General features: G+C 28.1%; 28 protein-coding genes and 1 pseudogene. 13 read left to right on the top strand and 16 right to left on the bottom strand.

Annotated features, from left to right (window positions below; genetic code table 11):
- Positions 1–67: 67 nt before the first annotated feature.
- From PG913_RS03230 to PG913_RS03260, 7 genes are all read right to left on the bottom strand, one after another.
- The gene (locus PG913_RS03230; RefSeq protein ID WP_271231597.1) at positions 68–679 is read right to left on the bottom strand and encodes a WbqC family protein; all 612 of its coding nucleotides are present in this window, start codon (positions 677–679) and stop codon (positions 68–70) included.
- Positions 680–684: 5 nt separating this feature from the next.
- Positions 685–2,265: a signal peptidase I gene (lepB, locus tag PG913_RS03235; RefSeq protein ID WP_271231598.1), complete on the bottom strand. Its 1,581-nt coding sequence runs from the start codon at positions 2,263–2,265 to the stop codon at positions 685–687.
- A gap of 79 nt (positions 2,266–2,344) precedes the next feature.
- Positions 2,345–3,049 (bottom strand): 4-hydroxy-tetrahydrodipicolinate reductase, encoded by a 705-nt coding sequence (dapB, locus tag PG913_RS03240; RefSeq protein ID WP_271231599.1) that lies wholly within the window; start codon positions 3,047–3,049, stop codon positions 2,345–2,347.
- A 1-nt stretch (position 3,050) separates the two neighbouring features.
- Positions 3,051–3,578, bottom strand: coding sequence for a DUF5683 domain-containing protein (locus tag PG913_RS03245; protein WP_271231600.1), 528 nt, complete (start codon positions 3,576–3,578; stop codon positions 3,051–3,053).
- A 233-nt stretch (positions 3,579–3,811) separates the two neighbouring features.
- Positions 3,812–4,930, bottom strand: coding sequence for a DNA polymerase III subunit beta (gene dnaN, locus PG913_RS03250; protein WP_271231601.1), 1,119 nt, complete (start codon positions 4,928–4,930; stop codon positions 3,812–3,814).
- Between the two features lie 84 nt (positions 4,931–5,014).
- Positions 5,015–5,650 (bottom strand): lipid A-modifier LpxR family protein, encoded by a 636-nt coding sequence (locus tag PG913_RS03255; RefSeq protein ID WP_271232122.1) that lies wholly within the window; start codon positions 5,648–5,650, stop codon positions 5,015–5,017.
- 37 nt (positions 5,651–5,687) lie between these two features.
- Positions 5,688–5,960, bottom strand: a complete 273-nt coding sequence (locus PG913_RS03260) for a lipid A-modifier LpxR family protein (RefSeq protein WP_408648497.1) — start codon at positions 5,958–5,960, stop codon at positions 5,688–5,690.
- Positions 5,961–6,029: 69 nt separating this feature from the next.
- Between PG913_RS03260 and ppk2 (PG913_RS03265) the strand changes: the two genes are divergently transcribed.
- Positions 6,030–6,899 carry a polyphosphate kinase 2 gene (gene ppk2 / locus PG913_RS03265; RefSeq protein WP_271231603.1) on the top strand — a complete coding sequence of 290 codons (870 nt, stop codon included), beginning with the start codon at positions 6,030–6,032 and terminating at the stop codon, positions 6,897–6,899.
- Position 6,900: 1 nt separating this feature from the next.
- Positions 6,901–7,680, top strand: coding sequence for a polyphosphate kinase 2 (gene ppk2 / locus PG913_RS03270; protein WP_271231604.1), 780 nt, complete (start codon positions 6,901–6,903; stop codon positions 7,678–7,680).
- 1 nt (position 7,681) lies between these two features.
- Here ppk2 (PG913_RS03270) and PG913_RS03275 read toward each other — a convergent pair whose 3' ends face one another.
- Positions 7,682–8,314, bottom strand: coding sequence for a low molecular weight phosphatase family protein (locus tag PG913_RS03275; protein WP_271231605.1), 633 nt, complete (start codon positions 8,312–8,314; stop codon positions 7,682–7,684).
- 73 nt (positions 8,315–8,387) lie between these two features.
- On the opposite strand from PG913_RS03275, the gene PG913_RS03280 reads away from it, so the two are divergent.
- The 5 genes from PG913_RS03280 (at position 8,388) to PG913_RS03300 (ending at position 13,713) form a co-directional block, all read left to right on the top strand.
- Positions 8,388–8,945, top strand: a complete 558-nt coding sequence (locus PG913_RS03280; protein ID WP_271231606.1) for a DNA mismatch repair protein MutS — start codon at positions 8,388–8,390, stop codon at positions 8,943–8,945.
- An 8-nt stretch (positions 8,946–8,953) separates the two neighbouring features.
- Positions 8,954–10,108, top strand: coding sequence for a cysteine desulfurase family protein (locus tag PG913_RS03285; protein ID WP_271231607.1), 1,155 nt, complete (start codon positions 8,954–8,956; stop codon positions 10,106–10,108).
- Positions 10,109–10,326: 218 nt separating this feature from the next.
- Positions 10,327–11,190 (top strand): PorP/SprF family type IX secretion system membrane protein, encoded by an 864-nt coding sequence (locus PG913_RS03290; protein ID WP_271231608.1) that lies wholly within the window; start codon positions 10,327–10,329, stop codon positions 11,188–11,190.
- Between the two features lie 553 nt (positions 11,191–11,743).
- A complete protein-coding gene (locus PG913_RS03295; protein ID WP_271231609.1) occupies positions 11,744–13,327 on the top strand; it encodes an OmpA family protein in 1,584 nt (527 codons plus the stop codon).
- Positions 13,328–13,332: 5 nt separating this feature from the next.
- The gene (locus PG913_RS03300; protein ID WP_271231610.1) at positions 13,333–13,713 is read left to right on the top strand and encodes a hypothetical protein; all 381 of its coding nucleotides are present in this window, start codon (positions 13,333–13,335) and stop codon (positions 13,711–13,713) included.
- 110 nt (positions 13,714–13,823) lie between these two features.
- On the opposite strand, the gene PG913_RS03305 is transcribed toward PG913_RS03300, so the two are convergent.
- Both PG913_RS03305 and PG913_RS03310 read right to left on the bottom strand, forming a co-directional pair.
- A complete protein-coding gene (locus tag PG913_RS03305) occupies positions 13,824–14,594 on the bottom strand; it encodes a zinc ribbon domain-containing protein (RefSeq protein WP_271231611.1) in 771 nt (256 codons plus the stop codon).
- 6 nt (positions 14,595–14,600) lie between these two features.
- Positions 14,601–15,695, bottom strand: a complete 1,095-nt coding sequence (locus tag PG913_RS03310; protein WP_271231612.1) for a Nif3-like dinuclear metal center hexameric protein — start codon at positions 15,693–15,695, stop codon at positions 14,601–14,603.
- 212 nt (positions 15,696–15,907) lie between these two features.
- Between PG913_RS03310 and lpxK the strand changes: the two genes are divergently transcribed.
- Entirely contained in the window at positions 15,908–16,936 is a 1,029-nt protein-coding gene (gene lpxK / locus PG913_RS03315) for a tetraacyldisaccharide 4'-kinase (RefSeq protein WP_271231613.1), read from the top strand.
- Positions 16,937–16,993: 57 nt separating this feature from the next.
- Positions 16,994–17,452 carry a thioredoxin family protein gene (locus PG913_RS03320; RefSeq protein WP_271231614.1) on the top strand — a complete coding sequence of 153 codons (459 nt, stop codon included), beginning with the start codon at positions 16,994–16,996 and terminating at the stop codon, positions 17,450–17,452.
- 53 nt (positions 17,453–17,505) lie between these two features.
- Here the strand turns inward: PG913_RS03320 and PG913_RS03325 are convergent.
- The 6 genes and pseudogenes from PG913_RS03325 to PG913_RS03345 form a co-directional block, all read right to left on the bottom strand.
- Positions 17,506–18,565 (bottom strand): annotated as a pseudogene (locus PG913_RS03325) (mannose-1-phosphate guanylyltransferase).
- A 19-nt stretch (positions 18,566–18,584) separates the two neighbouring features.
- Complete coding sequence (locus tag PG913_RS12870; protein WP_333780784.1) at positions 18,585–18,884, bottom strand: hypothetical protein; 300 nt, start codon at positions 18,882–18,884, stop codon at positions 18,585–18,587.
- Positions 18,885–18,966: 82 nt separating this feature from the next.
- Positions 18,967–19,173 (bottom strand): hypothetical protein, encoded by a 207-nt coding sequence (locus tag PG913_RS12875; RefSeq protein WP_333780785.1) that lies wholly within the window; start codon positions 19,171–19,173, stop codon positions 18,967–18,969.
- A gap of 141 nt (positions 19,174–19,314) precedes the next feature.
- A complete protein-coding gene (locus PG913_RS03335; RefSeq protein ID WP_271231615.1) occupies positions 19,315–19,998 on the bottom strand; it encodes an SDR family NAD(P)-dependent oxidoreductase in 684 nt (227 codons plus the stop codon).
- Positions 19,991–21,451 carry a hypothetical protein gene (locus PG913_RS03340; RefSeq protein WP_271231616.1) on the bottom strand — a complete coding sequence of 487 codons (1,461 nt, stop codon included), beginning with the start codon at positions 21,449–21,451 and terminating at the stop codon, positions 19,991–19,993. The genes PG913_RS03335 and PG913_RS03340 overlap by 8 nt, the downstream gene beginning before the upstream one ends.
- A gap of 89 nt (positions 21,452–21,540) precedes the next feature.
- Positions 21,541–22,581 carry a glutaminyl-peptide cyclotransferase gene (locus PG913_RS03345; RefSeq protein ID WP_271231617.1) on the bottom strand — a complete coding sequence of 347 codons (1,041 nt, stop codon included), beginning with the start codon at positions 22,579–22,581 and terminating at the stop codon, positions 21,541–21,543.
- A 185-nt stretch (positions 22,582–22,766) separates the two neighbouring features.
- On the opposite strand from PG913_RS03345, the gene PG913_RS03350 reads away from it, so the two are divergent.
- The 4 genes from PG913_RS03350 (at position 22,767) to PG913_RS03365 (ending at position 26,353) form a co-directional block, all read left to right on the top strand.
- On the top strand, positions 22,767–23,018 hold the full coding sequence (locus tag PG913_RS03350) for a type B 50S ribosomal protein L31 (protein ID WP_101915121.1): 252 nt from the start codon (positions 22,767–22,769) through the stop codon (positions 23,016–23,018).
- 93 nt (positions 23,019–23,111) lie between these two features.
- Positions 23,112–24,623 (top strand): FMN-binding glutamate synthase family protein, encoded by a 1,512-nt coding sequence (locus PG913_RS03355; protein WP_271231618.1) that lies wholly within the window; start codon positions 23,112–23,114, stop codon positions 24,621–24,623.
- 54 nt (positions 24,624–24,677) lie between these two features.
- The gene (locus PG913_RS03360; RefSeq protein ID WP_271231619.1) at positions 24,678–25,772 is read left to right on the top strand and encodes a class I SAM-dependent methyltransferase; all 1,095 of its coding nucleotides are present in this window, start codon (positions 24,678–24,680) and stop codon (positions 25,770–25,772) included.
- 161 nt (positions 25,773–25,933) lie between these two features.
- Positions 25,934–26,353, top strand: a complete 420-nt coding sequence (locus PG913_RS03365; protein WP_271231620.1) for a hypothetical protein — start codon at positions 25,934–25,936, stop codon at positions 26,351–26,353.
- The last annotated feature ends 47 nt before the right edge of the window (positions 26,354–26,400 follow it).

Here is a 26,400-nt window from a genome sequence, read left to right on the forward strand (position 1 = left end):
ATAAATTAATTTATCTGAGATTTTTTTGTGTAAAATTTAAAGGTAATAAGTTGTTTTTTAGTATCGTTTAAATTTTAATATTTTCTAAAAAAGTACTCGTATTTGGTCCTTCCATAAAAAGTAAATCTAAGATAGATAAATTAGGAATAAAGCCATGTTTATCATCAAAAATTTGAATGTAACGTTCCATTTCAATTTCAATACCCTTTTTAGCGATTGCTAAATTTCTAAAATCAGGAATATTTGGTGTTACTTCATAAACTTCGGTTTTTGTAAACGATTCCGTAATTTGTAAAGCATCTGTAATAAATAAATGTGTATCAATATTTACATCTTGTAAATACGTATATTTTTTATGAAATATTTTAGCAATATCATCTTCAAAAAACTCAAAAAAAGGCGATGACTTATAAGCTGATTGTAATGATTTAAAGTGTTGTGTTTGCCACTGTGATTCATTATCAACTAAGGTATCTTTTGTTTTTTTTCTGTCTTCTTTATAAAGATGTTTTACAGGAATATTTAATGATAATTTTCCGTTAGCACCATAAATATAACATCGGTTTCGGTAGGTTTGTTTTTGATAATTATCATCAAATTCAAAAACTACCGAATCAGCGTTATAAATTGTTGTGTATTGCGAAATAGGAGCAAAGTATGTTGGTATAAAAAGTGACATTTTAATTATTTCTTTTTACCTTTTTTAAAACTATAAAATGTGTAACCTGCAATAAGCATTATTGCTAACCATAAATAAGAAGTAGGTTTTCCGCTACCGCCTACGGTTGTAAACATTCTATCCCAACGAATAGAGTTTATTTTAGATGCAAAACCAGGTGCATTAGGATTCCAACTTAACCAAATCATTACAGGTTTACCAACAACATGATCAAAAGGAACATATCCCCAGCTTCTTGCATCCAATGATTTTTGACGATTGTCTCCCATCATCCAGTAATAATCTTGCTTAAAAGTATAGCTTTCTGCTTTTTTTCCGTTGATGTAAATATCATCTCCAAAAATTGTTAAATCATTGTTTTCGTATCTTCGGATAATTTGCTCGTAAAACGGAATTGTATCTTCATTTAAGGCAACTGTAGCTCCTGCTTTTGGAATATAAAGTGGTCCGAAATTATCATTTGACCAAGCGTATTTAGGGCTATGAGGAAAAACACTCGAATCATAAGTACCACTTGGCGTTAAATATTTTGTAACACTTTTTACAATAGTATTTTTTCTTAAAGAAGTTGCTTCGTTATCAGTAAGGTTTAAGTAATAAATGCCATCGTTAGACATTTGCCCCTCACCATTTCTGTTAAATTCACGGATTGTTTCGTTAGATAATTTTTTACCTTCCGTATCCACTTTAAAATACCATTGTGGTTTTGCTCTATCTGGTAAAATTGTTTTTTTACCGTTAATAAATACGTAACCATCACGAACTTCTAAAGTATCACCAGCAATACCAGTGGCTCTTTTTACGTAATTTGTTCTTTTATCAATAGGCTTATAAGTTGCTTTTCCTGATTTGTCTCCCCACATAGTTTTTAAACTATCAGAGGGCCAACTAAACACAACAATATCGTTGCGTTTAATTTCCTGAAAACCAGGTATACGCATATAAGGTAAAGATGATTTATTTAAAAATCCATCTTTGTTTTTATCATCAGAAATAAAAGATTTAGAACCTAAAATAGGAAGCGTATCATGTGCCATTGGAGCTGCTATAGTTGTAGTTGGTATACGAGCTCCGTAATGAAATTTACTGACAAATAAATAATCTCCTACTAATAACGTTTTTTCTAAAGAAGAAGTAGGAATCGTGTAAGGTTGCATAAAATACGTGTGAACCAAAGTGGCTGCGATAATAGCAAATGCAATAGAACTTACCCATTCTCCTAAAGGAGAATTTGGTTGTAAACTTCTGTTTTCTATATAAGGTGTTTTTGTAATATAGTTGACATAATAAATATAAAATCCTAAGGTGAAAACGGCTAATAATGTATCAGTTCTTTTGTTAAAACCGAAACTTCTACAGGTTTCTATCCAAAGAATAGGAAACATTAATAAGTTTACAATTGGAATAAATAATAAAATTACCCACCATTTTGGGCGATTAATTATTTGCATTAAAACAATTGCGTTATAAACAGGTATTGCCGCTTCCCAAGCTTTTTTACCAGCTTTAACATACAATTTCCAAGTTCCTAAAAAATGAATAACTTGTACTATTAAGAAGAATATAAACCATTCTATAAATGTCATAATATATCTATTTTGTGTTCCTATATTAGGAATCTAATTCAATGTTATTAGTGTGTTTTATTAGGTGTTTGTTACGTAATTAACCTAAATTTAACACATCTCTCATAGTGTGAACCCCTTTTTTATCAACTAACCATTCAGCGGCAACAACAGCACCTAAAGCAAAACCTTGTCTGTTATGAGCGGTGTGTTTTATGTCGATAGTATCAATAGAAGAACTATAACTTGTAGTATGAGTTCCTGGTACTTCTGGAGTTCTGATAGCTGTAATAGGAATGTTTTCTTCGGATGTTTTAGTATCTAATTCCCAAGCTTTTTTATTCTTACTGTGTTCAATAATTCCTTCAGCTAAAGTAATTGCTGTACCACTAGGAGCATCTAATTTTTGTGTATGATGAATTTCTTCAATAGAAATATTATACTCATCTAAAGTACTCATCATTTTAGCAAGTTGTTTGTTTAATTCAAAAAACACATTAACACCTAAACTAAAGTTTGAAGCATAAATAAATGCTCCTTTATTTTGGTTACATAATTCAACAGCTGAATCATATTTATCTAACCAACCAGTTGTTCCTGAAACAACAGGTACGTTGTTGTTTAAACAAAGACTAATATTTTTAAAAGCAACATCAGGGATGCTAAAATCAATAGCAACATCAGTATCTGTGATATCGTATTTTTCTACTCCTGAGTCTTTTATAACTATTTCGTGACCTCTTTGTAAAGAAATTTTTTCAATTTCTTTACCCATTTTACCATAACCAAGTAATGCTATTTTCATATTAAAAAGAATATTTTAAAGTTAAACCAACTTTTGGTGCTTCTATAAATAAAGGATCTGGATATACCATTGGTTCTAATGATAAACTGTCATCCGTATTAAATTGTAATAAGTGAGCATTTACACTCGCTTCAACAATTTGTAAGACATATAATAAAACACCTGTTAAAAGAGATAAGTCTCTATTTTTTCGAAGTACTTTTTGTGCATTTTCTAAACCAGGAGTAGAGATTAATTCTTTTCCTGTATCATCAGTAAATTCATCTTTTAAACCTTGTGTTCTTAGTTTAAAAGCAGTTCTATATTTATCATATTGATTACTATTATCTACATAAAAATAAACACTAGTACCAATAGCAGCCCAAACAATAGGAGCTTTCCAATATTTTTTATTATAAATTTGTCCACCTCCAGGAAAAATAGCTGAATAAAAAGCTGCTTTTGTTGGAGATAACGGATTGTATTTGTCACTACTTATTTGTAGTTGATTAACTTTTACAGCTATAGAATCTTTTTGAGCAACTGACATTTGGCTCAAAAAAAGACTCCAAAAAACGAATATGAGAGTACGAGTATGCAATTGCTTTAAATAAATTTGAATACAGTTAAAATCTTCTTATAACTAGTTTTGAAAAAAGGTAAAATTACAACTATTTATCTTTTTTTTTAGTGAAAATTGTTAAGAAATAAATGTACAATAATTGATTGATACAAAAAAAGCCACATACTTGAATATGTGGCTTTTATATTTATAGGTGTTTTTTATCCGTTTAACATTACTGGCATAACTAACATAGTAACCTGTTCACCTTCATCTGTTCCATCAATAGGAGTTAAAATTCCTGCTCTATTTGGTAAAGACATTTCAATTAAAACATCGTTTGAATTTAAATTATTAAGCATTTCGCTTAAAAAACGAGAGTTAAATCCGATTTGTACGTCATCTCCTTGATAATCACAATGTAAACGTTCATCAGCTTTATTAGAATAATCTAAATCTTCAGCAGAAATATTTAATTCTGTTCCTGCCATTTTTAAACGAATTTGATGTGTTGTTTTACTAGAGAAAATAGAAACACGACGTACAGAGTTTAAAAAAGAAGCTCTATCTACAGTTAATTTATTTGGATTCTCTTTAGGAATTACAGCTTCGTAATTAGGATATTTTCCATCAATTAAACGACAAATTAATACAACGTTTTCAAAAGTGAATTTAGCGTTTGTATCATTATATTCAACAATAACATTGTTTTCTGATCCACTTAAAATTCCTTTTAATAAGTTTAAAGGTTTTTTAGGTACGATGAATTCTGCTGATTTATCGGCAGTAACATCAGTACGAGTATATTTTACTAACTTATGAGCATCGGTAGCAACAAAAGTTAATGCTTTAGCGTTGAATTGAAAAAAGACACCACTCATTACAGGTCTTAAATCGTCATTTCCTGCTGCGAAAATTGTTTTTGAAATTGCAGTAGCTAAAATATGTGATGGAATTTCGGTACTACTTGGAGCTGGTAACTCAACAGCTTTAGGGAATTCTTCTCCGCTAAAATATGCCATATCATATTTACCTTGTTCAGAAATAATTTCAATAATACTATCACTTGCTACATTAAAAGTAAGTGGTTGCTCAGGAAATGTTTTTAAGGTATCTAACAATAAACGAGCGTTTATAGCTATTGATCCAGCATCGCTGCTTTCTACATCTATAATTGAACTCATCGTTGTTTCAAGATCTGACGATGATACTTGAAGTTCACTATTAGTTAGTTCGAACAGGAAGTTATCTAAAATAGGTAATGTGTTATTGCTGTTTATAACACCTCCTAAAACTTGTAATTGTTTTAATAACTGAGAGCTAGATACGATAAATTTCATTGAGTATGTTTTCTGTTTATTAGATTTACAAATATATCTTAATTTGATGATTTTAAAAATTATTTTTTCGTCTAGATAAATAATTTAATTAAATTGGTAATTAAGTTGGATTGTTCCGTAAAAATTTTTGTTAGGCACACGCACACTTTTTAGTTTTTTAGTGTGATAATTTATCGCGTAGCCAAAATTAAAACGATTTACTGTAAAACGTATTCCTAATTCTGTGGTAAAATTAAAAGGTTTAATATCGTAAGTAATAGGACTTGTATTATTTAAAAAACTTCCTTCAATTGTTGCGTCATACATAACATAATTAAACATTGGTTTCAAATAAATGAATGATTCAGTTTTATTAAGATAATTTGTATGACTATCATTTAAATTACTGTTAAATGCAATTGAATTTATGATTCCTTGAAGTGGTTTTAAGCCAATTCGTCCATAAAAACCTGTAGCCAAATTAGTATAAACAGTTCCTAATTCTAATCTGTTAACCCAATTAATATCAAAATAATTATTACTAGCTAAACTTTTAATATAATCAATATTTAAATTGATACCAATAGCTTTTTTAATTTGATATTTCCATCCGATTGCTTTTTCATAGCCGTATATAGTATGCACAAAATCCTGAAGTTCTTTACTCATTGCATTACTACCAAGGGTACCTACTTGTATTGATGTTTTTAATATGTTTTCATTTTTATAAAATCGATTGATACCAAAACTACCAAATAAATATCCTGCAAAAGGTCGATCATGATCTCATGTATTGATTTACAGTTGCTTTAAATGGCGTGTACATATGATGCCCAAGCTGAATTTCAAATGTTTTTTTCTCAATATTTTCCGATGTTTTTTGACTTAAATATCGGTAGGTTAAAAGTACTCCGTTTGTATAATACCTGTCTTGTGTTGGTGAAATGAATAAATCATTATCATTTAAAAAATTAAACTCTTTACTGTATTTCTGTTGAGACAAAAGAGTGAAAGAGTATAGGGTTAAAAATAAAAAGATTTTTTGTTTCATAGAAGTTTATATCGTCTTATTTTAGCAATGTAGGGTTAAATTAGTAGTAATTCAACATAATTTGTTAAAATGAAAAATAGAGAAAAGCTTACAATTGCCGATTTTGAAAGTGTTGCAACAAATGAGCAACTATTAAATTTGATTGAAGAAAAAGGAATATCGATTAACAAGGTTAATGATCATTTAATATATGAACAAGAATTAAAAAAACTTCAGATAGAGTTAGTTAAACTTCAACAGTGGGTTGCTAAGAATAATAAACGAGTAGCTATCATTTTTGAAGGAAGAGATGCCGCAGGAAAAGGAGGGAATATTCGTCGTTTTATGGAGCATTTAAATCCGAGATCTATGCGTTTGGTTGCATTAAATAAACCAACGGATGTTGAAAGAGGACAATGGTATTTTCAACGTTATATTAAAGAACTACCAAACCCAGGAGAAATTGTTTTTTTTGATAGAAGTTGGTATAATAGAGCTGTAGTTGAACCTGTAATGGATTTCTGTTCAAAAGATCAGTATAATAAATTCTTGGTTCAAGTACCAGAATTTGAACATATGTTACACGAAGACGGAGTAACTATTATTAAGTTTTGGTTATCTATTTCGAAAGATGAACAAATGCGTCGATTTGATGCAAGAAATGACAATCCTTTAAAAAGATGGAAGTTTAGTCCTGTTGATAAAAAAGGACAAGAGTTGTGGACTAAATATACCTTTTATAAAAACGAAATGTTTACCAGAACACACACTACTTATAGTCCGTGGATAGTCGTAAAAACAAATGACAAAAAGAAAGCACGAACAGAGTGTATCAGACATGTATTATCTCAGTTTGATTATCAAGAAGAAGTAGATGAAGCATTAAAATTAAATACCAATACCAATCCTGATCCTAATATAGTAATGCGTTATTATCGATCAGCAAATTATTTAGATTAATATGGAAAGTTTAACACAGAAAGACGTTAATAAATTAAATTCTAATAAAGGGTTAAAAGCTATTTTATCTAAACCGTTTAATTTAGAAAAAGCAATTCGTTATGTAGACTATGGACGTAAACTGAAAAAATTACAAGTAGAATTAATTCGTTTACAAACTTGGGGTATTAATAATGATGAACGTATTATTATTATTTTAGAAGGAAGAGATGCCGCTGGTAAAGGAGGAGCTATACGTAGAATGACAGAAAGAATTAATCCACGTCATATGCGAATTGTAGCTTTACCTAAACCTAATGAAGACGAAAAAGGACAATGGTATTTTCAACGATATGTAGAGCAGTTTCCTAAAGCAGGAGAAATTGTTTTTTTTGATAGAAGTTGGTATAACAGAGCAGTGGTTGAACCTGTTAATGGGTTTTGTACAAAAGAAGAGCATGATATCTTTATGAATCAGGTGAACGATTTTGAAAGAATGATTTTAGAGTCAGGTATTCGATTGGTAAAAATTTATATGTCTATCAATAAAAAAGAACAAGAAAAACGTTTTAAAGAGATTGTGAATAATCCATTAAAACAATGGAAAATTACTCCTGTAGATTTAAAGGCGCAAGAGCTTTGGGATGATTATACCGATTACAAACGAGCTATGTTTTCTAAAACAAATACAGCAATATCACCATGGAAAGTGATTAGAGCAAATAGAAAAACAATAGCACGTATTAATGTAATAAACCATGTATTAAAAAGTATACCATATGATAAAGATACAGTAGTGTAAACTACTGTTCTTTTTTTATCATATTAAAAATGAAAAATATTTCGCCAGCAATTTGTTTGCTGGTTTTTAAATAACCTTCTGTAACTAAATCTGTATTATCAGTACTTTTAGGGTCTGAATATGGTAAGTGAAATCTAGATATTGCATCGGGTATAAAAGGGCAATTTTCATCAGCGCTATCACAAGTTGTAATGGCAATATATGGATAGGCATTATTAGGATCATCATAGATTTTCGAAAAACCTAAAATGTTATTCTTAGAGCCTTTAAAAGATATTACGTAATGTGGGTTTTGATGAGAGAAATCTTTAATGTTAAATTCAAAACCTGTTTTTTGTAAGCTTTTTACAGTATTTCTATGAAAAGCAGTAACTTCTGTTCCTCCTGAGTAAGCGAAAATATTTTTTAAATTAAAGTATTCAATAGCAAAAAAACTCCAAACTTGTGCGAATTGACTTCTTCTAGAATTGTGAGTACAAATAAAATTTAAATTGATTCTTTCTCTTTCCTTATATTCACTAATAATTAGGTTAGCTATATTAGTCAGTAGTTCTTTACGTGTATCACTAATTATTATTTCTTTTGTAGCTTCTTCAAAGAATATTTTTGTATTGATATTTTTAGTGTTTATCATTTTTTTACAGTTCTTTTGCAATATGCAATTATTGCAAAAATACAATGTAAAGCTCTTTTTTTGAATTAAGTAAATGTTAAGTATGTGTTTAGAAATAGGAAATAAAGTAGCGGTATTAGATGCTGATATTAGAGGAGTTATAGCACGAAAAGAAAACGATCTTTTTTTTGTTAAGGATGAAGATGGAATGGAGTTTCCTTTTTTAGCATCGGAGTTAATTAAAATAGAGGTATCTCAGTATGAGATAAGTAAACATGTACGTGTTAACAAATCATTATTAAAAGAAAAAACTCAAGAACCAATTAAAAAGAAAAAATCCTTTTTTGTAAAGGATAAAAATGAAGTAGTCATGGAGGTAGATTTACATGCTGAAAAATTAGTAAAATCTACTAGAGGAATGGATAATTACGATGTATTGTCGTTGCAATTAGAAACAGCAAAACATAAATTAGAATACTGTATTTCAAAAAGTATTTCAAAACTTGTGTTAATTCACGGAGTTGGTGAAGGAACTTTAAAATCGGAATTAGATTATTTATTGAATAATTATCCTGTAAAATATTACGATGCTTCTTATCAAAAATATGGTAAAGGAGCTACTGAAATTTATATTTTTCAAAACCCAAATTAATTTACTTTATGAAAACTATTTATTTAGATAATGCTGCTACTACGCCTATGTTGCCTGATGTTGTTGAGGTAATGCAACAATCAATGTTACATAATTTTGGCAATCCATCTTCAGTTCATCAATTTGGAAGAAAAGCAAAATCAGCTGTTGAAACAGCACGAAAAAATATTGCGAAACATTTTAACGTATCTCCAAGTGAAATAATTTTTACAGCGGGTGGTACTGAAGCAGACAATTTAATATTATACAATGCTGTTTTAAATTTAGGTGTAACAAGAATTATTACTTCTGAAATAGAACATCACGCTGTTTTACGAACTGTTCAATATCTTCAAGATAAACACCAAATAATTGTGGAATTTATCCCTATAAATAATCAAGGAGAAGTCGAATTAAATGAATTAGATACTATTTTAAAAAAATCAACACAAAAAACTTTGGTTAGTTTAATGTATGTAAATAATGAAATAGGTAACTTATTACCAATTGATGCGGTTGTTGAAGTATGTAAAGAGAATAACGCTTATTTTCATTCTGATACTGTACAGGCAATTGGACATTATCAATTAGATTTACAAAAAACACCTATAGATTTTATTGCAGCAAGTGCGCATAAATTTCACGGACCAAAAGGTGTTGGTTTTGCATATGTAAAAAAAGGTGTTTCGATAAAACCTTTGTTACACGGAGGTGAGCAAGAAAAAGGGGCAAGAGCAAGTACGGAGAATGTACATGCTATTTTAGGAATGGAAAAAGCTTTAGATATTTCGTACGAGTATTTAGAGGAAGATAAAAATCATATTGAAGGAGTAAAAAAATATTTTATAAAGCAATTAAAAACACAGTTTAAAAATATTGAATTTAATGGTTTTTCTGAAAGTTTAGAAAAAAGTAGTTATACAATATTAAATGTACGTTTTCCTGTACAGGATAAAATGATGCTTTTTAATTTAGATTTACAAGGAATTGCAGCTTCAGGAGGAAGTGCTTGTCAGAGTGGAGCAAGTAAAGGTTCTCATGTATTGCGAGCTTTTTTAGATGAAAAAGCTACTGAAAAAACATCTGTACGTTTTTCATTTAGTAAATTAACAACACTAAATGATGTTAAATTTACTATTGAAAAACTAAAAAAAATAAAAGTAATTCAACATTTTTTGGTTTAATATTAAAAAAATAGATTGATATTATTTAGAATTAATTTAAGTATTCTTATCTTTCTATGAAAATGGTGTTTTTGAATTTTTTATCTATCATATTATTTTTTACATCAAAAATAAAGCTGTTGATTTGTAATCAAAAATTACGAATAATATCTTTATTATCAGGAGTATAAGGTATATTTTTAGTGTTATTAAAAGAAATAAACATAAAAGTACATAAAATGAAGTTATTTTTGAATATAATCTTAGTATTTGTCTTTAGTATTTGTGCATTAACAAATGTAACAGCACAGCAAGATCCTCAATATTCACAGTATATGTATAATACTATGAATGTAAATCCTGCCTATGCAGGTTCTAAAGACTTTGGTGTTATTACAGTTTTAGGAAGAACGCAGTGGGTTGGTTTTGAAGGTGCTCCAAAAACTCAAAATATAAGTTATCACACTCCGTTAGGGGATTCTGGATTAGGTTTAGGAATTAATATAATGAATGATGAAATTGGTCCTTCAAAAGAAATTTATTTAGATGCAAACGCATCATATACCATTGAAACCGATTTAGAAGGTAATTTAGCTTTTGGTTTACGTTTAGGAGGACGTTTTTTGAATATTGATTGGAGTAAAGGAAAGGCTGATGAGCAAGAAGCTGTTTTTGGAGAAAATATAAGTAAATTTTTACCAACTATTGGAGCAGGGATTTATTATTATAAACCAGAATGGTATGTTGGATTATCAGTGCCTAATATTTTAAGGTCAGAACATTATGATAATAAAAAACAGTTAGGGCAAACAGCTGTTGAAAAAATGCATTTTTTCTTAATAGCAGGGTATGTGTATGATATAAATTATGATTTAAAATTTAAACCAGCACTACTAGTAAAAGCTGTTTCAGGAGCTCCTTTATCTTTAGATGTATCGGCTAATTTATTGTTTAAAGAAAAATTTAGAGCAGGTTTAGGATGGAGATGGGATGACGCTATAAGTGCTCTTTTAGGTTTTCAAGCATCGGAAAGTTTACTTGTTGGGTATTCATACGATTTAACAACATCTAATTATAATGTAACAAATTCAGGAACTCATTGAAATTATGTTACAATACGAATTATCAAGAGGTGTAAAATATAGATCTCCTAGATTCTTTTAAAATGATATTATATGAGTTTAAAAAAATCTTATTATTATTAATACTGATAATAGCTGTTAAAAATTTTGGTCAAAGTAAAAGAGTTGCTGATCGATATTTTAATGAATTCTCATATCTACAATCAGCTAAGCTATATAAAGCTTTAGTTCAAAAAAAGGAGATACATCTAAACATGTTCTAAGTCGTTTAGCTGCATCTTATTATAATAATTCAGAAACACTACAAGCTGAAATTTGGTATAAAAAATTACTAGAAGTTCATAAAGATATTTTAGAAGATAAATATTTATTTAAGTACGCTCAAGTATTAAGAAGTAACGGAAAGTATAAAAAATCAGACTCAATTTTTTTATTATTATCTCCTTCGGATAAGAGTAATAGAAAAGAAGAACTTGAAAATGAAAATTATTTATCAGATTATTCTAATGAAGATATTCAAGTTGGAGTTAGAAATTTATCTATTAATACAGCGTATTCTGATTTTGGAGGTTTTTTGTTAAATGGAAAATCGTATTACACTTCTGCAGTGCCAAAAGGAGGTAAAAAAGAACGTATTTATAAATGGAATAATCAACCTTTTTTAAATGTTTATAAGGCAGATGAAAAAATAAGATCTTTTAATAAAAATCAAAAAGATACGATTTTAACACTCGTTAATAAACGTTTACTTACCGCTCCAATTAGTTCAGAGTTTCATGAATCTAATCCAGTTTTTACAAAAGATGGGAAAACCCTTTATTTTACAAGAAATAATGTAAAATTAAATGCTAAAAAACCAAAAACAGATAAAAAAAATACATCAAATTTAAAAATTTACAAAGCAAGTTTTATTAATGGATTTTGGGTAAATGTCAAAGAATTACCATTTAATAATGATGCTTATTCAATTGGACATCCAGCATTAAGTGCTGATGAAAAAACATTGTACTTTGTTTCTAATATGCCAGGTGGTTTCGGAGCTACAGATATTTATAAAGTAGCTGTTTTAGGAGATAATAATTATGGAATTCCTATCAATTTAGGTGAGAATATTAATACTTCAGATAAAGAAATGTTTCCTTTTGCTGCTGAAGATGGGAATTTATATTTTTCATCAAACGGACATTTAGGCTTTGGTCTTTTAGATATTTTTCAATCAAAAATAATAAAAGATTCGACTTATTTAAAAGCTAGGAATTTAGGACGTCCTTTTAATAGTCAAAGAGATGATTTTTCTTTTTATATAAATGAAGATGGTAAAAAAGGTTTCTTTTCTTCGAACAGAAAAGAAGGAAAAGGTGATGATGATATTTATAGTTTTTATATGTATACTGATTCTCCTGTTTGTAGTCAATCGATAGAAGGTACTGTAAAAGAAACGGTAAACAATACGTTAATTCAAGGAGCACTTGTAACACTGGTTGATAATAAAGGTAAGGTAATTAGTGAAACATTATCCGACACTAAAGGTAAGTACTTTTTCAAGAGTGTTTTATGTGATGGTAAGTATACTGTTTTTGCTAAAAAATTAAATCATAAACCAAAAAACATAAAACAAATTACTGTAGTTAAAGAGCAAGTTAGTATCGTAAATTTAGATTTAATTCCTTTAGTTATAGGAAATCAAATAGTTATTAATCCAATATTTTTTGATTATGCGACATCAATTATAAGAGAAGATGCTCAATATGAATTAGAAAATATTGTGTCGGTAATGACAAGTAACCCAGAAATAAGTATTAAAATTGAATCACATACTGATAGTAGAGGTACTAAAGATTACAATAGAAAATTATCTGATAAAAGAGCTAAATCAACAAAAAAATATATACTTGAAAGGGGGATTGATAAAAATAGAATTATAAGTGCTATTGGTTACGGAGAAGATAAGTTATTAAATAAATGTAACGATTTTAGTAATTGTTCAGAAGAAGAGCATCAAAGAAACAGACGCTCTTATTTTTATATTACTAAAGGTGCTGAAGTTATAAAAAAGAGAGAAGTATTAGAAAAAATGAAACCGAGAAAACTAACTCCTAAAAAGAATAATTTTTTGCTTTTTTTGAAGAATAATTTTAAAAATAAGAATCAAAAATAATATTAATGGAAGATCTGTTTAAAGACGATTATCAAATATTAGAAGAAGAACCTTATGAATGTTTTTTAAATAGATTTAAAGGATTTGGAAAAGAACTATATACTGAGATAAAACTTCAAATTCCTTTAGTTTTTAAAAACTTAAAATTGTATAAAGCAATAAAACTTAGAAAAGAATACAATGGAGTTTGTCTTCAAGATTTAGATAGTTATGCGCATTATTCTTTTGATAAAATAATATTTAGAATTTATATTGATCCTGATTCAGAAGTTATCGGAATTCACAATTATGACCTTCTTTTTGAAACAGGGTTTTGGTCAGAAAACCCTACAAAAGAGATAGTTAGTTTTATAAAAAAGGAAATTATATCCAATAATTATATGTGATTACACTTACGAAAGCTTTTAGTTTTTTTTATTCTATCAAAATTTTTCAAAAATAAAAAAAGCGCTCATTTTTGAGCGCTTTTAAAATATATTGTAAAGTAAAATTTTGATTATACAAATAAGTTATCAATCTTTTCTTTTTCTTCTTGAGCTAAAGCAGCATCAACTAAAATACGTCCACTATGCTCATCAATTGTAATTTTCTTACGATTAGCAATTTCTAATTGTACCTGAGGAGGTATCGTAAAGAAAGAACCACCAGCAGCACCACGCTCAATTGCTACAACAGCTAAACCGTTTCTTACTTTTGTACGTATTCTGTTATATGCAGTTAATAAGTGTTTGTCGATAGATTGCGCATATTCTTCAGATTTCTCTTTTAATAATTGCTCTTCTTTTTCAGTTTCTTTTAAAATATCATCAAGCTCATTTTTTTTATGAGTTAAATGTGCTTGTTGTTGTTTTACTTTTTCCTTAGTTTTTTCAACAACTCCATTTTTTTGAGTTATTTTAACTTTGTACTCTTTAATTCTTTTTTCAGATAATTCAATTTCTAATTCTTGAAATTCAATTTCTTTTGTTAAAGCTTCAAATTCACGATTGTTACGAACATTTTGTTGTTGCTCTTCGTATTTTGTGATTAAAGCTTTAGATTCTACAATTGCAGATTTTTTATTACTAATATCAGTATCTAAACTACCAGCTTCTTCTTTTAATTTAGAAAGTCTAGTATTTAATCCGGCAACTTCATCTTCTAAATCTTCAACTTCTAAAGGTAATTCACCACGAACGTTTCTGATTTCGTCAATTCTAGAATCGATTAACTGTAAATCGTATAACGCTCTTAATTTTTCTTCTACCGTTACTTCTTTTTTTGCCATCTCTGTTTATATATAGTGTATTGGATTTGTACTTTCTTCGCTTAAAGCAATCGCAAAAGTACTAAATTTTTTGCTAAGATAATCAACCAAAAGGTTTTTTGTAAACTGTTCACTCTCATAATGTCCAACATCGGCAAGGACTATTTTTCCTTCGGCTTGAAAAAATTCATGATATTTAAAATCGGCACTTATATAAGCATCTGCATTTTGTTGTATCGCATTTTTTATAGCAAAACTTCCCGAACCACCTAAAACAGCTACTTTTTTAATTGGTTTTTCTAATAATTCAGAATAACGAATACAATCAGTTTTAAATGTTTTTTTTACAAAAGATAAAAATTTATGTTCATTCATCGGAGTTTTAAACTCGCCAATCATTCCCATTCCTATATTCTGATGACTATTATCTAAAGTAATTATTTCATAAGCAACCTCTTCATACGGATGATTATTAAATAATGTTTTAAGTATTTTTCCTTCTAAATTATTGATGAAAGTTACCGAAATAGCTATTTCTTCTTCGGATATAAATTCACCTTTTTCACCTATTTTTGGATTTGAATTTTCATTTCCTTTATAGGTTGTTATTCCTTCAGAATTAAAAGAGCAATTATCGTAATTTCCGATACTTCCTGCACCTGCTTCAAAAAGTTTTGTGCGTAATTTTTCGGCATTTTTAATTGGAACATAGGTTGTCATTTTTTTTATAATCCCTTTTTTAGGAATTAATGTTTGACAGTTTTCTAAGCCTAAAACTTCACACATTTTAGCTGAAACACCATTGTTTACATTATCTAAAGCAGTATGTGTTGCATAAATTGCAATGTTATTTTGAATCGCTTTTAAAACAACACGTTCTACATAATTTTTGCCATTTAATTTTTTTAATCCGCTAAAAATAATAGGATGGAAGCTTACAATTAAATTACAATTTTTAGCAATTGCTTCATCAACAGTTTTTTCTAAAGTATCTAGTGTTACTAAAACACCTGTAACTTTTGTAGAATAATCGCCAATTAATAAGCCAACATTGTCAAAACTTTCGGCATAAGCCAGCGGAGCTAGTTCTTCAATATAATTTGTAACGTCTTTTATTTGCATTTTTTTTAATTTAAAAAAGATGTTTCAAAGTTACTAAAACTTGCTTTTGATATGTTTTTTATTTTAAAAGATGAACAATTTTTAAATCTGAGTACAAATACCTAGCCCCGATTGAAGCAATTGTTTGAGCTCTTTTTTATTTTTCTTTTCGAAAAAAAAAAGCGAGTGCGGAAAGCGGGAAATTGCTTCAAATTATTTTTACTTTTGATGTTATGAAATTACTTCGATTTTTATTGTTTCCGTTTGCTATTTTATACGATGTTATTACAACAATTCGTAATTGGTTTTTTGATATAAATGTTTTAAAATCGACTTCTTTTAAAGTTCCTGTTATTTCGGTAGGAAATTTAAGCGTTGGTGGAACAGGAAAATCGCCACAAATTGAATTTTTAATCCGATTATTAAAAGATGATTATAAAGTTGCCGTTTTAAGTCGTGGATATAAACGAAAAACGGAAGGTTTTCAATTGTTAAATGACACACATTCTGCTGCTGATGTTGGCGATGAACCGTTACAATTTTACACGAAATTTAAAAATGATGCGACTATTGCAGTTGATGCCGATAGAACAAATGGGATTCAAAATTTATTAAAAAATGATGCAGATTTACAAGTTGTTTTGTTAGATGATGCGTATCAGCACCGAAAAGTAACGGCAAGTACAAGTATTTTATTGACAAAATATAATGATTTATATATTGATGATTTTATAGTACCTACTGGAAATTTAAGAGAAGCGAGAAGAGGAGCAAAGCGTGCAAAAATTATTATTGTAACAAAATGTCCTGAAAATTTATCTGAAGAAAAACAACAAGAAATTATTAAAAAGATAAAACCGAAAGCGCATCAGCAAGTATTTTTTACAACGATTTCTTATGATGAAAATTTAAAAGGACTCGATACAGATTTGACAATATCAGATTTAAAAAATAAAGAAGTTTTATTGGTTACAGGAATTGCGAATCCTGTTTCATTATTACAGTTTTTATCTGAAGAAAAAATAAGCTACAAACATTTAAAATATCCTGATCATTATGATTTTAAAACAAGTGATGTTGAAAAAATAAAAATGGAGTTTAATCAATTACCTTCTGACAATAAAATAATACTAACTACAGAAAAAGATTATATGCGATTACAATATAAACTACAAAATGTATGTTATGTATGTATAAAAAGTGCTTTTTTAAATAACGAAGAAATATTTAATGATTTTATTATCACGCAAATAAAATGTTAATTTTTTTTATTTTTGGTATTATTTTTGATATTTTTGAAGTAATAAACAATAATCATAATGAGAAATATATTTTTTATTTTAGTATTTTTTTTAGGAGTAAACACTTCTTTTGCTCAACAAAGTGTTCTAGATGGAAACGTAAAATGGGAAGAGTCTTTTGATAGCGCAATTAAAAAAGCTAAAAGTGAAGATAAACCATTATTGCTTTTTTTTACTGGTTCGGATTGGTGTCCGCCTTGTCAACAAGTAGATAGAGAATTATTTAATACAGATAAATTTAAAGGGTTTTCAGATGAAAACTTAATTTTATATAAAGCTGATTTCCCTAGAAATAGAGATTTAGTTCCTTTATGTACCAAGCAACAAAATAGCAAATTACAAAATAGATATGGAATTAGTGCTTATCCTACAGTGTTAGTTGTAAACGCTAAAGGAAATGTTTTAGGTAAGAAAAAAGGTGCTTATATGGCAGAATATTATTATCCTTTTTTAGAAAAAATTATAAAAAATAACTAAATAAAAAACGAAGCTATTAAGCTTCGTTTTTTATTTAGTTATTTTTTATAGTATTAAAATTTTTGATTAGCAGCTGCACTAATTTGTTTAATATCTTGTTCATCTTTTTTAGGACAAATTAAAATAACATCTTCTTTTTCTACAATAATAAAATCATTTAAACCTTGAATGATTATTTTTTTACCACTTTCTGTGCTAACCATATTTCCGTTTGCATCTCTAAAAATAGCATTTGCGCCTACAACAGCATTTTGCTGAGTATCTTTATTTAATTTTTGATATAACGAACCCCAAGTTCCTAAATCGTTCCATCCAAAATCGACGGGTAGTATATGTACATTATTTGAAGGTTCCATAATTCCGTAATCAATCGAAATATTTTCACATTTCTCATAATTATTTTTTATAAACTTACTTTCATCATTAGTATTATAAACAGTAGTACTGTTTAAAGTAGTTAACATATTTGGTAAATGAGTTTTAAAAGCATTTAAAATACTTTTTGTAGACCAAACAAAAATACCTGCATTCCATAAATAATCGCCACTAGCTAAAAATTCTTCAGCTTTTACTATGTTTGGTTTTTCGGTAAAGTTTTTTACTTTTTTAATTTCTGAAATATTTTCTTCAAACTTAATATAACCATAACCTGTATTTGGAGCATCAGGCTGAATACCTAATGTCATTAAAATATCATTTTTAACTGATGCTTCAAAGCTTGTTTTTATATTTCTTAAAAATTCAGTTTCGTCTTCAATCCAGTGGTCTGAAGGAGCAACTAACATTACAGCATCAGGATTTTTACTATTTATTTTTAAAGCAGCATATAAAATACACGGAGCTGTATTACGCATTGCTGGCTCTAACAATAATTGTTTTTTTGTGGTTTTTAGTAACTGTTTTAAAACTAATTCTTCGTAACGTTCATTTGTTGAAATTAAGATGTTTTCAGCAGGAATTAATTGATTAATTCGATTAAAAGTACGTTGAATTAATGATTCTCCAGTACCTAACATATCATTGAAATTGTTTTGGGTATTCTTGTGTGCTTACAGGCCAAAACCTAGAGCCAATACCACCTGCCATAATTACTGCGTAATAATTGTTATTCATAAGCTGTTAATTTTTTTAATTATAGATTTACTACTTCTGTATTTTGATTAAAAAGATACACCCGTTTATTTGTTAAATTTAAGCATTCATAAAGTGTTCTTCGTTTATTTCCTTTTTTATAGATGTTATCTTTAAATTTAAAAGTAGTTCCTTTTATAATTTCAAAGATAAATTTTTTACCATTTTCAGCTTTTCCACCTCGTAAAGCTAATGATAAATGAATATCAGAGTCGGTACTTGCTTTTGGGTTTTTAAGATAATTAGCTAAGTAAGGAAGCATTTTCTTCGGATAAATAGCAGGATGTAAAAAAGGTAGCATTAAATGTTGAAAAACGGTTTTCCAATGTCTTCCGTGAGGTTGTACTAGTCCAAATTTTTTATGCGTAACATGATGTGCAATTTCATTGAATTAACGTTAATAAAAATTGATGCTTATTTAAATTATTATTAACTGTTATTTGTGTTTCTCCGTTTGAAAAAGTTCTAAAATCACCATGTTTACTTTGTCGTTGATTTACAATTTTTAGGTTGATTTTATGGTCGTTAATTAAATATTCAACTAACGGAACAGCTTTTTCAGGGATATATTTTTGGAGTATAGCTTGCAAATTTTATTTGTTCGAATGATTTTATTTTGAAATTAAATATAAGAAAAAAAATTGTATCAAGAACTAGCGAACTAATTTCTTAATACAATTTTTTAGTAACGAATATTAAATTAAAATTATTCTAAAAAATAATCGATTTTTTTATGGATTAGAGCTAGAAACTTGTAATACTTTTCCGTTGTAAAATTTGTTTCCTGTTAATGAAAAATCAAAAATATAATCTGCCATTTCTTTTGCTGATAAAGGAGCAACATAACCAGGAAAAGCTTCTTCAAGCATTTCTGTTTGTACAGCACCTAAAGCTAAAACATTAAAAGCGATTTGTTGTTCTTTATATTCTTCAGCTAATAATTCTGATAAAGTAATTACTGCACCTTTTGCCGAGCTATAAGCTGCTAAACCAGGGAATTTTAAGCTTCCTTGAATTCCGCCCATAGAACTAACAGTAACAACATGACTTCCTTTTTGCATAAACGGAATCATGTTTTTTGTTAACTCAGCAACAGCAAAAACATTCACTTTATAAACTTCTTCAAAATCAGAAGTTGTTAATTCTTCAAATGGTTTGTTGATTAATTTCCCAGCATTATTTATTAAAATATCTACTTTATTCCATTCTTTTTTAATAAAATCGGTAGCTTTTTTTAAATCATCATTATTTGATAAATCAACAGATAATGTTGTTATGTTTTTATTATTTACAGCTTCTAAAGGTTTTGTATTTCTTGATAAAGCTAATACATTATTTCCTTCGTTTGCAAATTTTTGAGCTAATTCAAAACCAATTCCTCGGCTAGTTCCTGTAATTATTATGTTTTTACTCATCTTTAAAAGTTATATGTTGATATGCTCCAATGTCAGTGTTTGGTAATCGGCTAACGCCTAAAATATCTTCTGAAACAGCAGAAGATTTTGCTTTATTAATGGCATCGGAATCTTCTCCGATATTAAAATCATTTAAAATGATGTCTTTAAAATTAGGTGTTCCGTTTAAAATAATATTTTGATAATGTAGGATATCATCAAAATTTAATTCTTTATTGTTTTTGAAAGAGTTATTAAAATCATTAAATCGAATCATTGAGTTTTCGATATTGTAATTAAAGACTGTTTCATCTCGTTTATCTAAAATAAATTCAATATTATTAGTTCCTTCTATAATACAATTAGTAAAATTAGCGAGAGTTAAATCATTTGTGTCAGTTTTTACTTCATCATTACTATCAATAGATGTAAAATAATTATTGATTAAAACAGTCGGCGATTGACGTATGCTATAATTCCAATAATTCGCAAAAGTTGAATGTGTAAAAGTGTAATTACCGCCAAAAGTACAAGCTAAAGAGTTTTGTCCTGCGTTTCCGATAACAATATTTTCACCTTTAATATAGGTGTTTTTTCCTAAGATTCCATAATTAGAACTGTTATAAATTTCAGAGTTTTTGATAGAAAGTGTAGGTGATGTTTCTGTACCTTCAACTAAAAGACCGATTGTTCCATTTCTGATAATCGTATGATTAATTTCATTTTCGATACTTCCTTCACGCATCCAAATACTTCCCCATTGACCAGGTATTTTACTATAACGATATTCTAACCTGTCTCCTTCAAAAGTTACTTTTTTATCAAGTGTTCCCTTAATTTTTAGGCTAGCTTTTTTATCAATAATTAAACCTGAATTTTTATGGAAATAAATTTTTGCACCAGCATTAATAGTTAATGTTTTATTCGAAGGAACAGTAGCATAACCATAAATAACATATGACCTTTCATCAGTAAAATTTAATTCATCATCAGTTAAAAATCGACCTTGAATATCGGTGCTTTCGCCATCAATAATTATGGTTTCGATTTCTGTGTTTTTTTTTGATGGAAATATAAAATAAGCATCTTGTATTAAAGTAACTAAATCAACATTTTGCTGATTGTTTCCATTATCAAATAATAATTTATCAGTATATAATGGATCTGAAACAGTGTTAAAATCGACGGTAGTTTCTATAAAAACATACATACTATCATTTGCTAAAAGATCGATATCAGCAAAATGTTTTCCTGATAATCCATCAACATTTAAACGATATTTTGAATCGATTCCGTTTTCTAATTTAATTTCAGGAATTGTAATTGATTTATTACTTCTATTATAGACTTTTAAACTGTAAGTAGTAGAGCCGATATTTGAAAAAATAGTATCTAAAAATACGGTATCTTTTGAGAATTCTAACTTTCCAAAATTAGGAATTGTATTAAAATCTTTTCTACATTGAACTAACAACAATTAAAATAATAATAGATAAAATTAGTAGTAAATATCTCATATATAATGTTGTTAGTTTTTTAAGTAACGTTTAAAATTGAAAGGTATTATTTTTTAATCAATTCAATTTCAAATAATTTTCCCCAGTGTTTTCCTGTAACAAATAAACGGTTGTTTTCTTTATCATAAGCAATTCCGTTTAAAACATCATCGTTGGCATCTAAAGTTTGATTTTTTGCAACAATATCTTTTAATCCGTTTAAGTTAGCAACACCATCAACAGCTCCTGTTTTAGGATTGATAATTAAAATAGAATTTTGTTGCCATTTATTGGCGTAAATTTTTCCATTGATTAATTCAATTTCGTTTAAATTATCAATAGCATATTTATTTGTGTAAACCTGAATATTTCTTTTTTCAGCTTGATTTTTAGCATTCAAAAACCAAATTTTATTAGTTCCGTCAGATTTTATTAATTCAGTATCGTTATGTGTTAATCCCCAACCTTGATTACTGTTTTTATAATCAAATTCTCCAAGCTGTTTAAAAGTTTCTAAATCATAAATAAAACCTTTTCTCGATTGCCACGTTAACCAATAAATTTTATTGTTAAAAATGGTCATTCCTTCACCGAAATATTTTTTATCTAAATCAATTTTTTGAATAACTTCACCTGTTTTTAAGTCAACTTTTCGTAAAGTAGATTCACCTTTACGACCTGTTGTTTCGTATAAAAAGTCATTTTTAAATTCTAAACCTTGTGTATAAGCATCTTTATCGTGTGGATAGGTATTTATAATTTTGTAAGAATATACTGCTGGAGCATTTTGTGCTAAAACCTCAATAGCCGCTGTAATTTTTTTCGATTTCTTCGGATAAAAAGCTAGCGCAGTAACTTCGTGCTTACCAACTCCAAAATCGGTAGTATTAATATTAACGCTTGTTTCAGTTTTGTTTACACGCTTTTTTTGAACAAATAAATGAACAGAATCTATTTTATCACCTTTAAGTTGTTCAAACTTAATAGCTGCTTTATCTCCTAAAGTAGTTTTTTTAGAGGTATTTAGTTTAAATTGATAGTCAGATTGACTACAAGAAGTGATGGTAACTATTGATAAAGCTAAGGCTAAGTAGGAGTAAATACGCATATTTTATGGTTTGATTTCTTATTTATTCGATTACACTACAAATTAAAACAATTTATTTGTTTGAAAATTAAAAAATATGGTTAAATTTGCAACCTCAAACAGCTAAAAATATTTTTTAGTGTAAAACTTTACCATTTTTACAATGTTTGATAAAAAAATTAAACAATATTTAAAAGTCATTTAAGATGCGTAAAGGAATACATCCAGAAAATTATAGAATGGTAGCTTTTAAAGATATGTCTAACGGAGATGTATTTTTAACACGTTCAACTGCTAACACTAAAGAAACTTTAGACGTAGAAGGAACAGAGTATCCATTAATCAAATTAGAAATTTCAAGAACTTCTCACCCTTTCTATACAGGTAAATCTAAATTAATTGATACTGCAGGACGTATTGATAAGTTCAAAAATAAATACTCGAAGTTTAAAAAATAATTTCAAGTATCTACAATATTTAAAAGCTCTAACACTAGTTAGAGCTTTTTTTATGCCAAAAAACGTGTATTTTAGCCTATAAAATTTATAAAAATGAGAGATACTATTCTAGCTATTATAATTGTTGTAAATGTTTTGTGTGGAGTGTTAGTGTATTTTATGCCTGAAATGGGGAATTATATTTTATTAACCATTGCATCGGCAGTAACTTTATTAGCTTTATATGATGCTTTTATTCAGCAAAACCATTCTTTAATGCGTTCTTTTCCTGTTGTGGCTCGATTGCGATGGGTTTTTGAAGAAGAACGTGAAAAAATTCAACAATATTTTATTGAAGATGATTTAAACGGAACGCCTATTAATCGTGAAAAAAGAAGTCTTGTTTATCAGCGTTCTAAAAAAGAAATTGAAACTGTTCCTTTTGGTACACAACATAATTTATATGAAAAAGGATATGAATTTGTAAAACATTCTTTATTTCCAAAAGATCATCATCATATTACTGGAGAAAGAGTTCTTATTGGTTCAGATAAATGTACTCAAAAATATGATGCTTCTATTATTAATATTTCGGCAATGTCTTTTGGTTCGTTAAGTAAAAACGCAATTATGGCGTTAAATCAAGGTGCGAAAATGGCTGATTTTGCACATAATACTGGCGAAGGTGGAATTTCACCATATCATTTACAAGGTGGTGATTTAATTTTTCAAGTAGGAACAGGTTATTTTGGAGCAGGAAAAAGTGTAAATGGAAAGCGTGTTTTTGATGCAGAAATTTTTAAAGAAAATGCCATCCGTCCTGAAGTAAAAATGATTGAAATTAAGTTTTCGCAAGGAGCTAAACCAGGTCACGGAGGTATTTTACCAGCCAAAAAAAACACAGAAGAAATTGCAAAAATCCGTTCTGTAGAACCTTTTACAAGAGTTGATTCTCCTCCAGGTCATTCGGCTTTTTCTAATTTTGATGAAATGATTATTTTTATTCAAGAAGTCAGAGATTTATCCGAAGGAAAACCTGTAGGAATTAAATTTTGTGTGGGTGATAATGATGAAATTGAAGCAATGATAAAAGCTTTTGCTGATGCGAATAATTATCCTGATTTTATTGCAGTTGATGGAGGTGAAGGAGGTACAGGTTCTGCGCCAATAGAATTTTCGAATTATATAGGAACACCATTATTAGACGGTTTGGCTTTTGTTAATAAAACTTTGAAAAAATATAAACTAAGAAATCAAATAAAAATTATAGCAAGTGGTAAGGCTATTGATGCTTTTGATATTGTAAAATACAAAGCATTGGGTGCCGATGTAATTGGTATGGCACGTAGTTTTATGTTAAGTTTAGGTTGTATTCAAGCGCGTGAATGTAATTTAGATACTTGTCCTGTTGGTGTTGCAACGCAAGAGGAAGATTTGGTAGAAGCTTTAGTGGTTGGCGATAAAAATGTTCGTGTTAAAAACTATCATAATAAAACTATTGAAGCCGTAAAAGAAGTGGTTGCAGCTATGGGAAAAGAATCGATTGCCGATATTAATGCAACACATATTTTTAGAAGAAATAAAGCAGGAGAAATACAGTCTTTAGATGCCGTATACGATTTATAAAAATAATAATTAATTAAATATCAGTTCGAAATTCGTGGAGAACTTATCAATATAATGGAAACAAAATTACAATTAAACGCTAAAAAATATCAATTAGAAAGGTATCCTAAAACTGATGACAAATCATTACGTGCTTGGAGCAATGCAGAGTTATTAACACTTGATTATATTACCGATTTACAGGTAAATAATATTCATTTATACAATGATAGATTTGGTATTTTTAATACGTTATTAAATACCAAAAAATTAACGACTATTTGGGCGTATGCAAGTCAGAAAAAAGCAATTACTCAAAATTTAAATTTAAATAATTTACCTACGGATGTTGTTTATAAAACACCTTTAGATACTTTAGAAAAGGTTGATTTAGCTTTAATTAAATTACCAAAATCGGTAGAGTTGTTTGAGTTGTTTTTAGAACAAATCTATAAAAATGCCGATGAAAATACTGTGGTTGTTTGTGGTTTTATGACGAAATATTTTTCTCATTCTTATCTGAAAAAAGCCGAAAGATATTTTGAAGAAGTAGAACAAACCAATGCTTGGAAAAAAGCAAGATTGTTAGTTTTAAAAACGCCTAAAAAAGACATTCAAGAAAAAGAATTATTGAATGAAATTCCTTGGAAAGAAGATTCTATAAAGCAATATTATGGTGTTTTTTCTTCGGATAAAATTGATTACGGAACACAGTTTTTCTTAGAAAATTTAAAAGTACAGGAAAACGAACTAAAAGTGTTAGATGTTGCTTCTGGTAACGGTGTTATTGCTTACGATGTTTTGGCTCAAAACCCAAAGGCGGAAGTAACTTTAGTCGATGATTTTAATGTAGCAATTGCTTCTTCTAAATTAAATATAACAGCAGAAAATGCAAAATTTGTTTGCGCTGATAATTTAGATGATTTAGAAACAGCAAGTTTTGATTTAGTAGTTTCTAATCCACCGTTTCACTTTGAACACGAAAATAATATTGAAGTAACAATTGCTTTATTTAAAGGAGTAGCACGTTGTTTAAAATCAAGCGGACGTTTTGTATTAGTAGCAAATACACATTTGAATTACAAAACGCATTTAGAGAAAGTTTTTACCAATATAAAAATAATAGGAAACACTAAAAAGTTTCATATTATTGAATGTAAAAATCATTAAGATTTTCATAATTATGAAATTATCTTTTAAAGCCTTTTATTTATAAAATTTAAATAAAAGATATAATCTTGTTTAGTAGAAATATTAAACAAGATTAAAATTATTTTATATATTTATCGCTATTATTTAAGTAATAATAGCGATAAAATTAAATATAAAAGATGAATCAGAAATTAATTAAAGAAAATCATAGTTATAAAATTTTTCACCCTGATTCATTTACTTTACAAAACTTAAAAGAGTATTTAAAAAATATTTTTTCTGAATCAAAAGCTAAACAAAAATATCACCTAGAAATAGAAAATGATAATTTATATATTACAACTGAATTAGTTTATAAAGGGAGTGAAAAATTAAAATATAAAGAATATCAGTTTTATCAAACGAATAATAATACGCTTAAAATTGTTTGTAAAAAAGTAAAAGTCGAAGAGGAAATTATTGAAAAATACGAGTCAATAAATTCTAAAAAAGATACCTTAATTAAAGAAGTTATTTCTTTTATAAACGACTTGTTAGACTTAAATAATAGCTTTACAAATAAAAATAATTTTATCTCTTCATTGTCTTTAGAGCATTGAAAATAATATTCTGTATTTCTGTAATCCTCAAGAAATAGTATTGTCTT

The organism is Tenacibaculum pacificus (genome assembly GCF_027941775.1).
In the GTDB taxonomy this organism is placed as follows: Bacteria; Bacteroidota; Bacteroidia; order Flavobacteriales; family Flavobacteriaceae; genus Polaribacter; species Polaribacter pacificus_A.

Bases quoted from the DNA above. Each gene is read 5' to 3' on its own strand.
- PG913_RS03335 (WP_271231615.1), bottom strand. From the start codon at position 19,998: ATGAGTAAAAACATAATAATTACAGGAACTAGCCGAGGAATTGGTTTT.
- dnaN (WP_271231601.1), bottom strand. From the start codon at position 4,930: ATGAAATTTATCGTATCTAGCTCTCAGTTATTAAAACAATTACAAGTT.
- PG913_RS03345 (WP_271231617.1), bottom strand. From the start codon at position 22,581: ATGCGTATTTACTCCTACTTAGCCTTAGCTTTATCAATAGTTACCATC.
- PG913_RS03320 (WP_271231614.1), top strand. From the start codon at position 16,994: ATGAGAAATATATTTTTTATTTTAGTATTTTTTTTAGGAGTAAACACT.
- PG913_RS03275 (WP_271231605.1), bottom strand. From the start codon at position 8,314: ATGATAAACACTAAAAATATCAATACAAAAATATTCTTTGAAGAAGCT.
- PG913_RS03230 (WP_271231597.1), bottom strand. From the start codon at position 679: ATGTCACTTTTTATACCAACATACTTTGCTCCTATTTCGCAATACACA.
- PG913_RS03285 (WP_271231607.1), top strand. From the start codon at position 8,954: ATGAAAACTATTTATTTAGATAATGCTGCTACTACGCCTATGTTGCCT.
- PG913_RS03355 (WP_271231618.1), top strand. From the start codon at position 23,112: ATGAGAGATACTATTCTAGCTATTATAATTGTTGTAAATGTTTTGTGT.
- PG913_RS03290 (WP_271231608.1), top strand. From the start codon at position 10,327: ATGAAGTTATTTTTGAATATAATCTTAGTATTTGTCTTTAGTATTTGT.
- PG913_RS12870 (WP_333780784.1), bottom strand. From the start codon at position 18,884: ATGCTACCTTTTTTACATCCTGCTATTTATCCGAAGAAAATGCTTCCT.
- PG913_RS03260 (WP_408648497.1), bottom strand. From the start codon at position 5,960: ATGAAACAAAAAATCTTTTTATTTTTAACCCTATACTCTTTCACTCTT.
- lepB (WP_271231598.1), bottom strand. From the start codon at position 2,265: ATGACATTTATAGAATGGTTTATATTCTTCTTAATAGTACAAGTTATT.
- PG913_RS03365 (WP_271231620.1), top strand. From the start codon at position 25,934: ATGAATCAGAAATTAATTAAAGAAAATCATAGTTATAAAATTTTTCAC.
- dapB (WP_271231599.1), bottom strand. From the start codon at position 3,049: ATGAAAATAGCATTACTTGGTTATGGTAAAATGGGTAAAGAAATTGAA.
- PG913_RS03310 (WP_271231612.1), bottom strand. From the start codon at position 15,695: ATGCAAATAAAAGACGTTACAAATTATATTGAAGAACTAGCTCCGCTG.
- PG913_RS03360 (WP_271231619.1), top strand. From the start codon at position 24,678: ATGGAAACAAAATTACAATTAAACGCTAAAAAATATCAATTAGAAAGG.
- ppk2 (WP_271231603.1), top strand. From the start codon at position 6,030: ATGAAAAATAGAGAAAAGCTTACAATTGCCGATTTTGAAAGTGTTGCA.
- PG913_RS03350 (WP_101915121.1), top strand. From the start codon at position 22,767: ATGCGTAAAGGAATACATCCAGAAAATTATAGAATGGTAGCTTTTAAA.
- PG913_RS03300 (WP_271231610.1), top strand. From the start codon at position 13,333: ATGGAAGATCTGTTTAAAGACGATTATCAAATATTAGAAGAAGAACCT.
- PG913_RS03280 (WP_271231606.1), top strand. From the start codon at position 8,388: ATGTTAAGTATGTGTTTAGAAATAGGAAATAAAGTAGCGGTATTAGAT.
- ppk2 (WP_271231604.1), top strand. From the start codon at position 6,901: ATGGAAAGTTTAACACAGAAAGACGTTAATAAATTAAATTCTAATAAA.
- PG913_RS03305 (WP_271231611.1), bottom strand. From the start codon at position 14,594: ATGGCAAAAAAAGAAGTAACGGTAGAAGAAAAATTAAGAGCGTTATAC.
- PG913_RS03245 (WP_271231600.1), bottom strand. From the start codon at position 3,578: ATGTCAGTTGCTCAAAAAGATTCTATAGCTGTAAAAGTTAATCAACTA.
- lpxK (WP_271231613.1), top strand. From the start codon at position 15,908: ATGAAATTACTTCGATTTTTATTGTTTCCGTTTGCTATTTTATACGAT.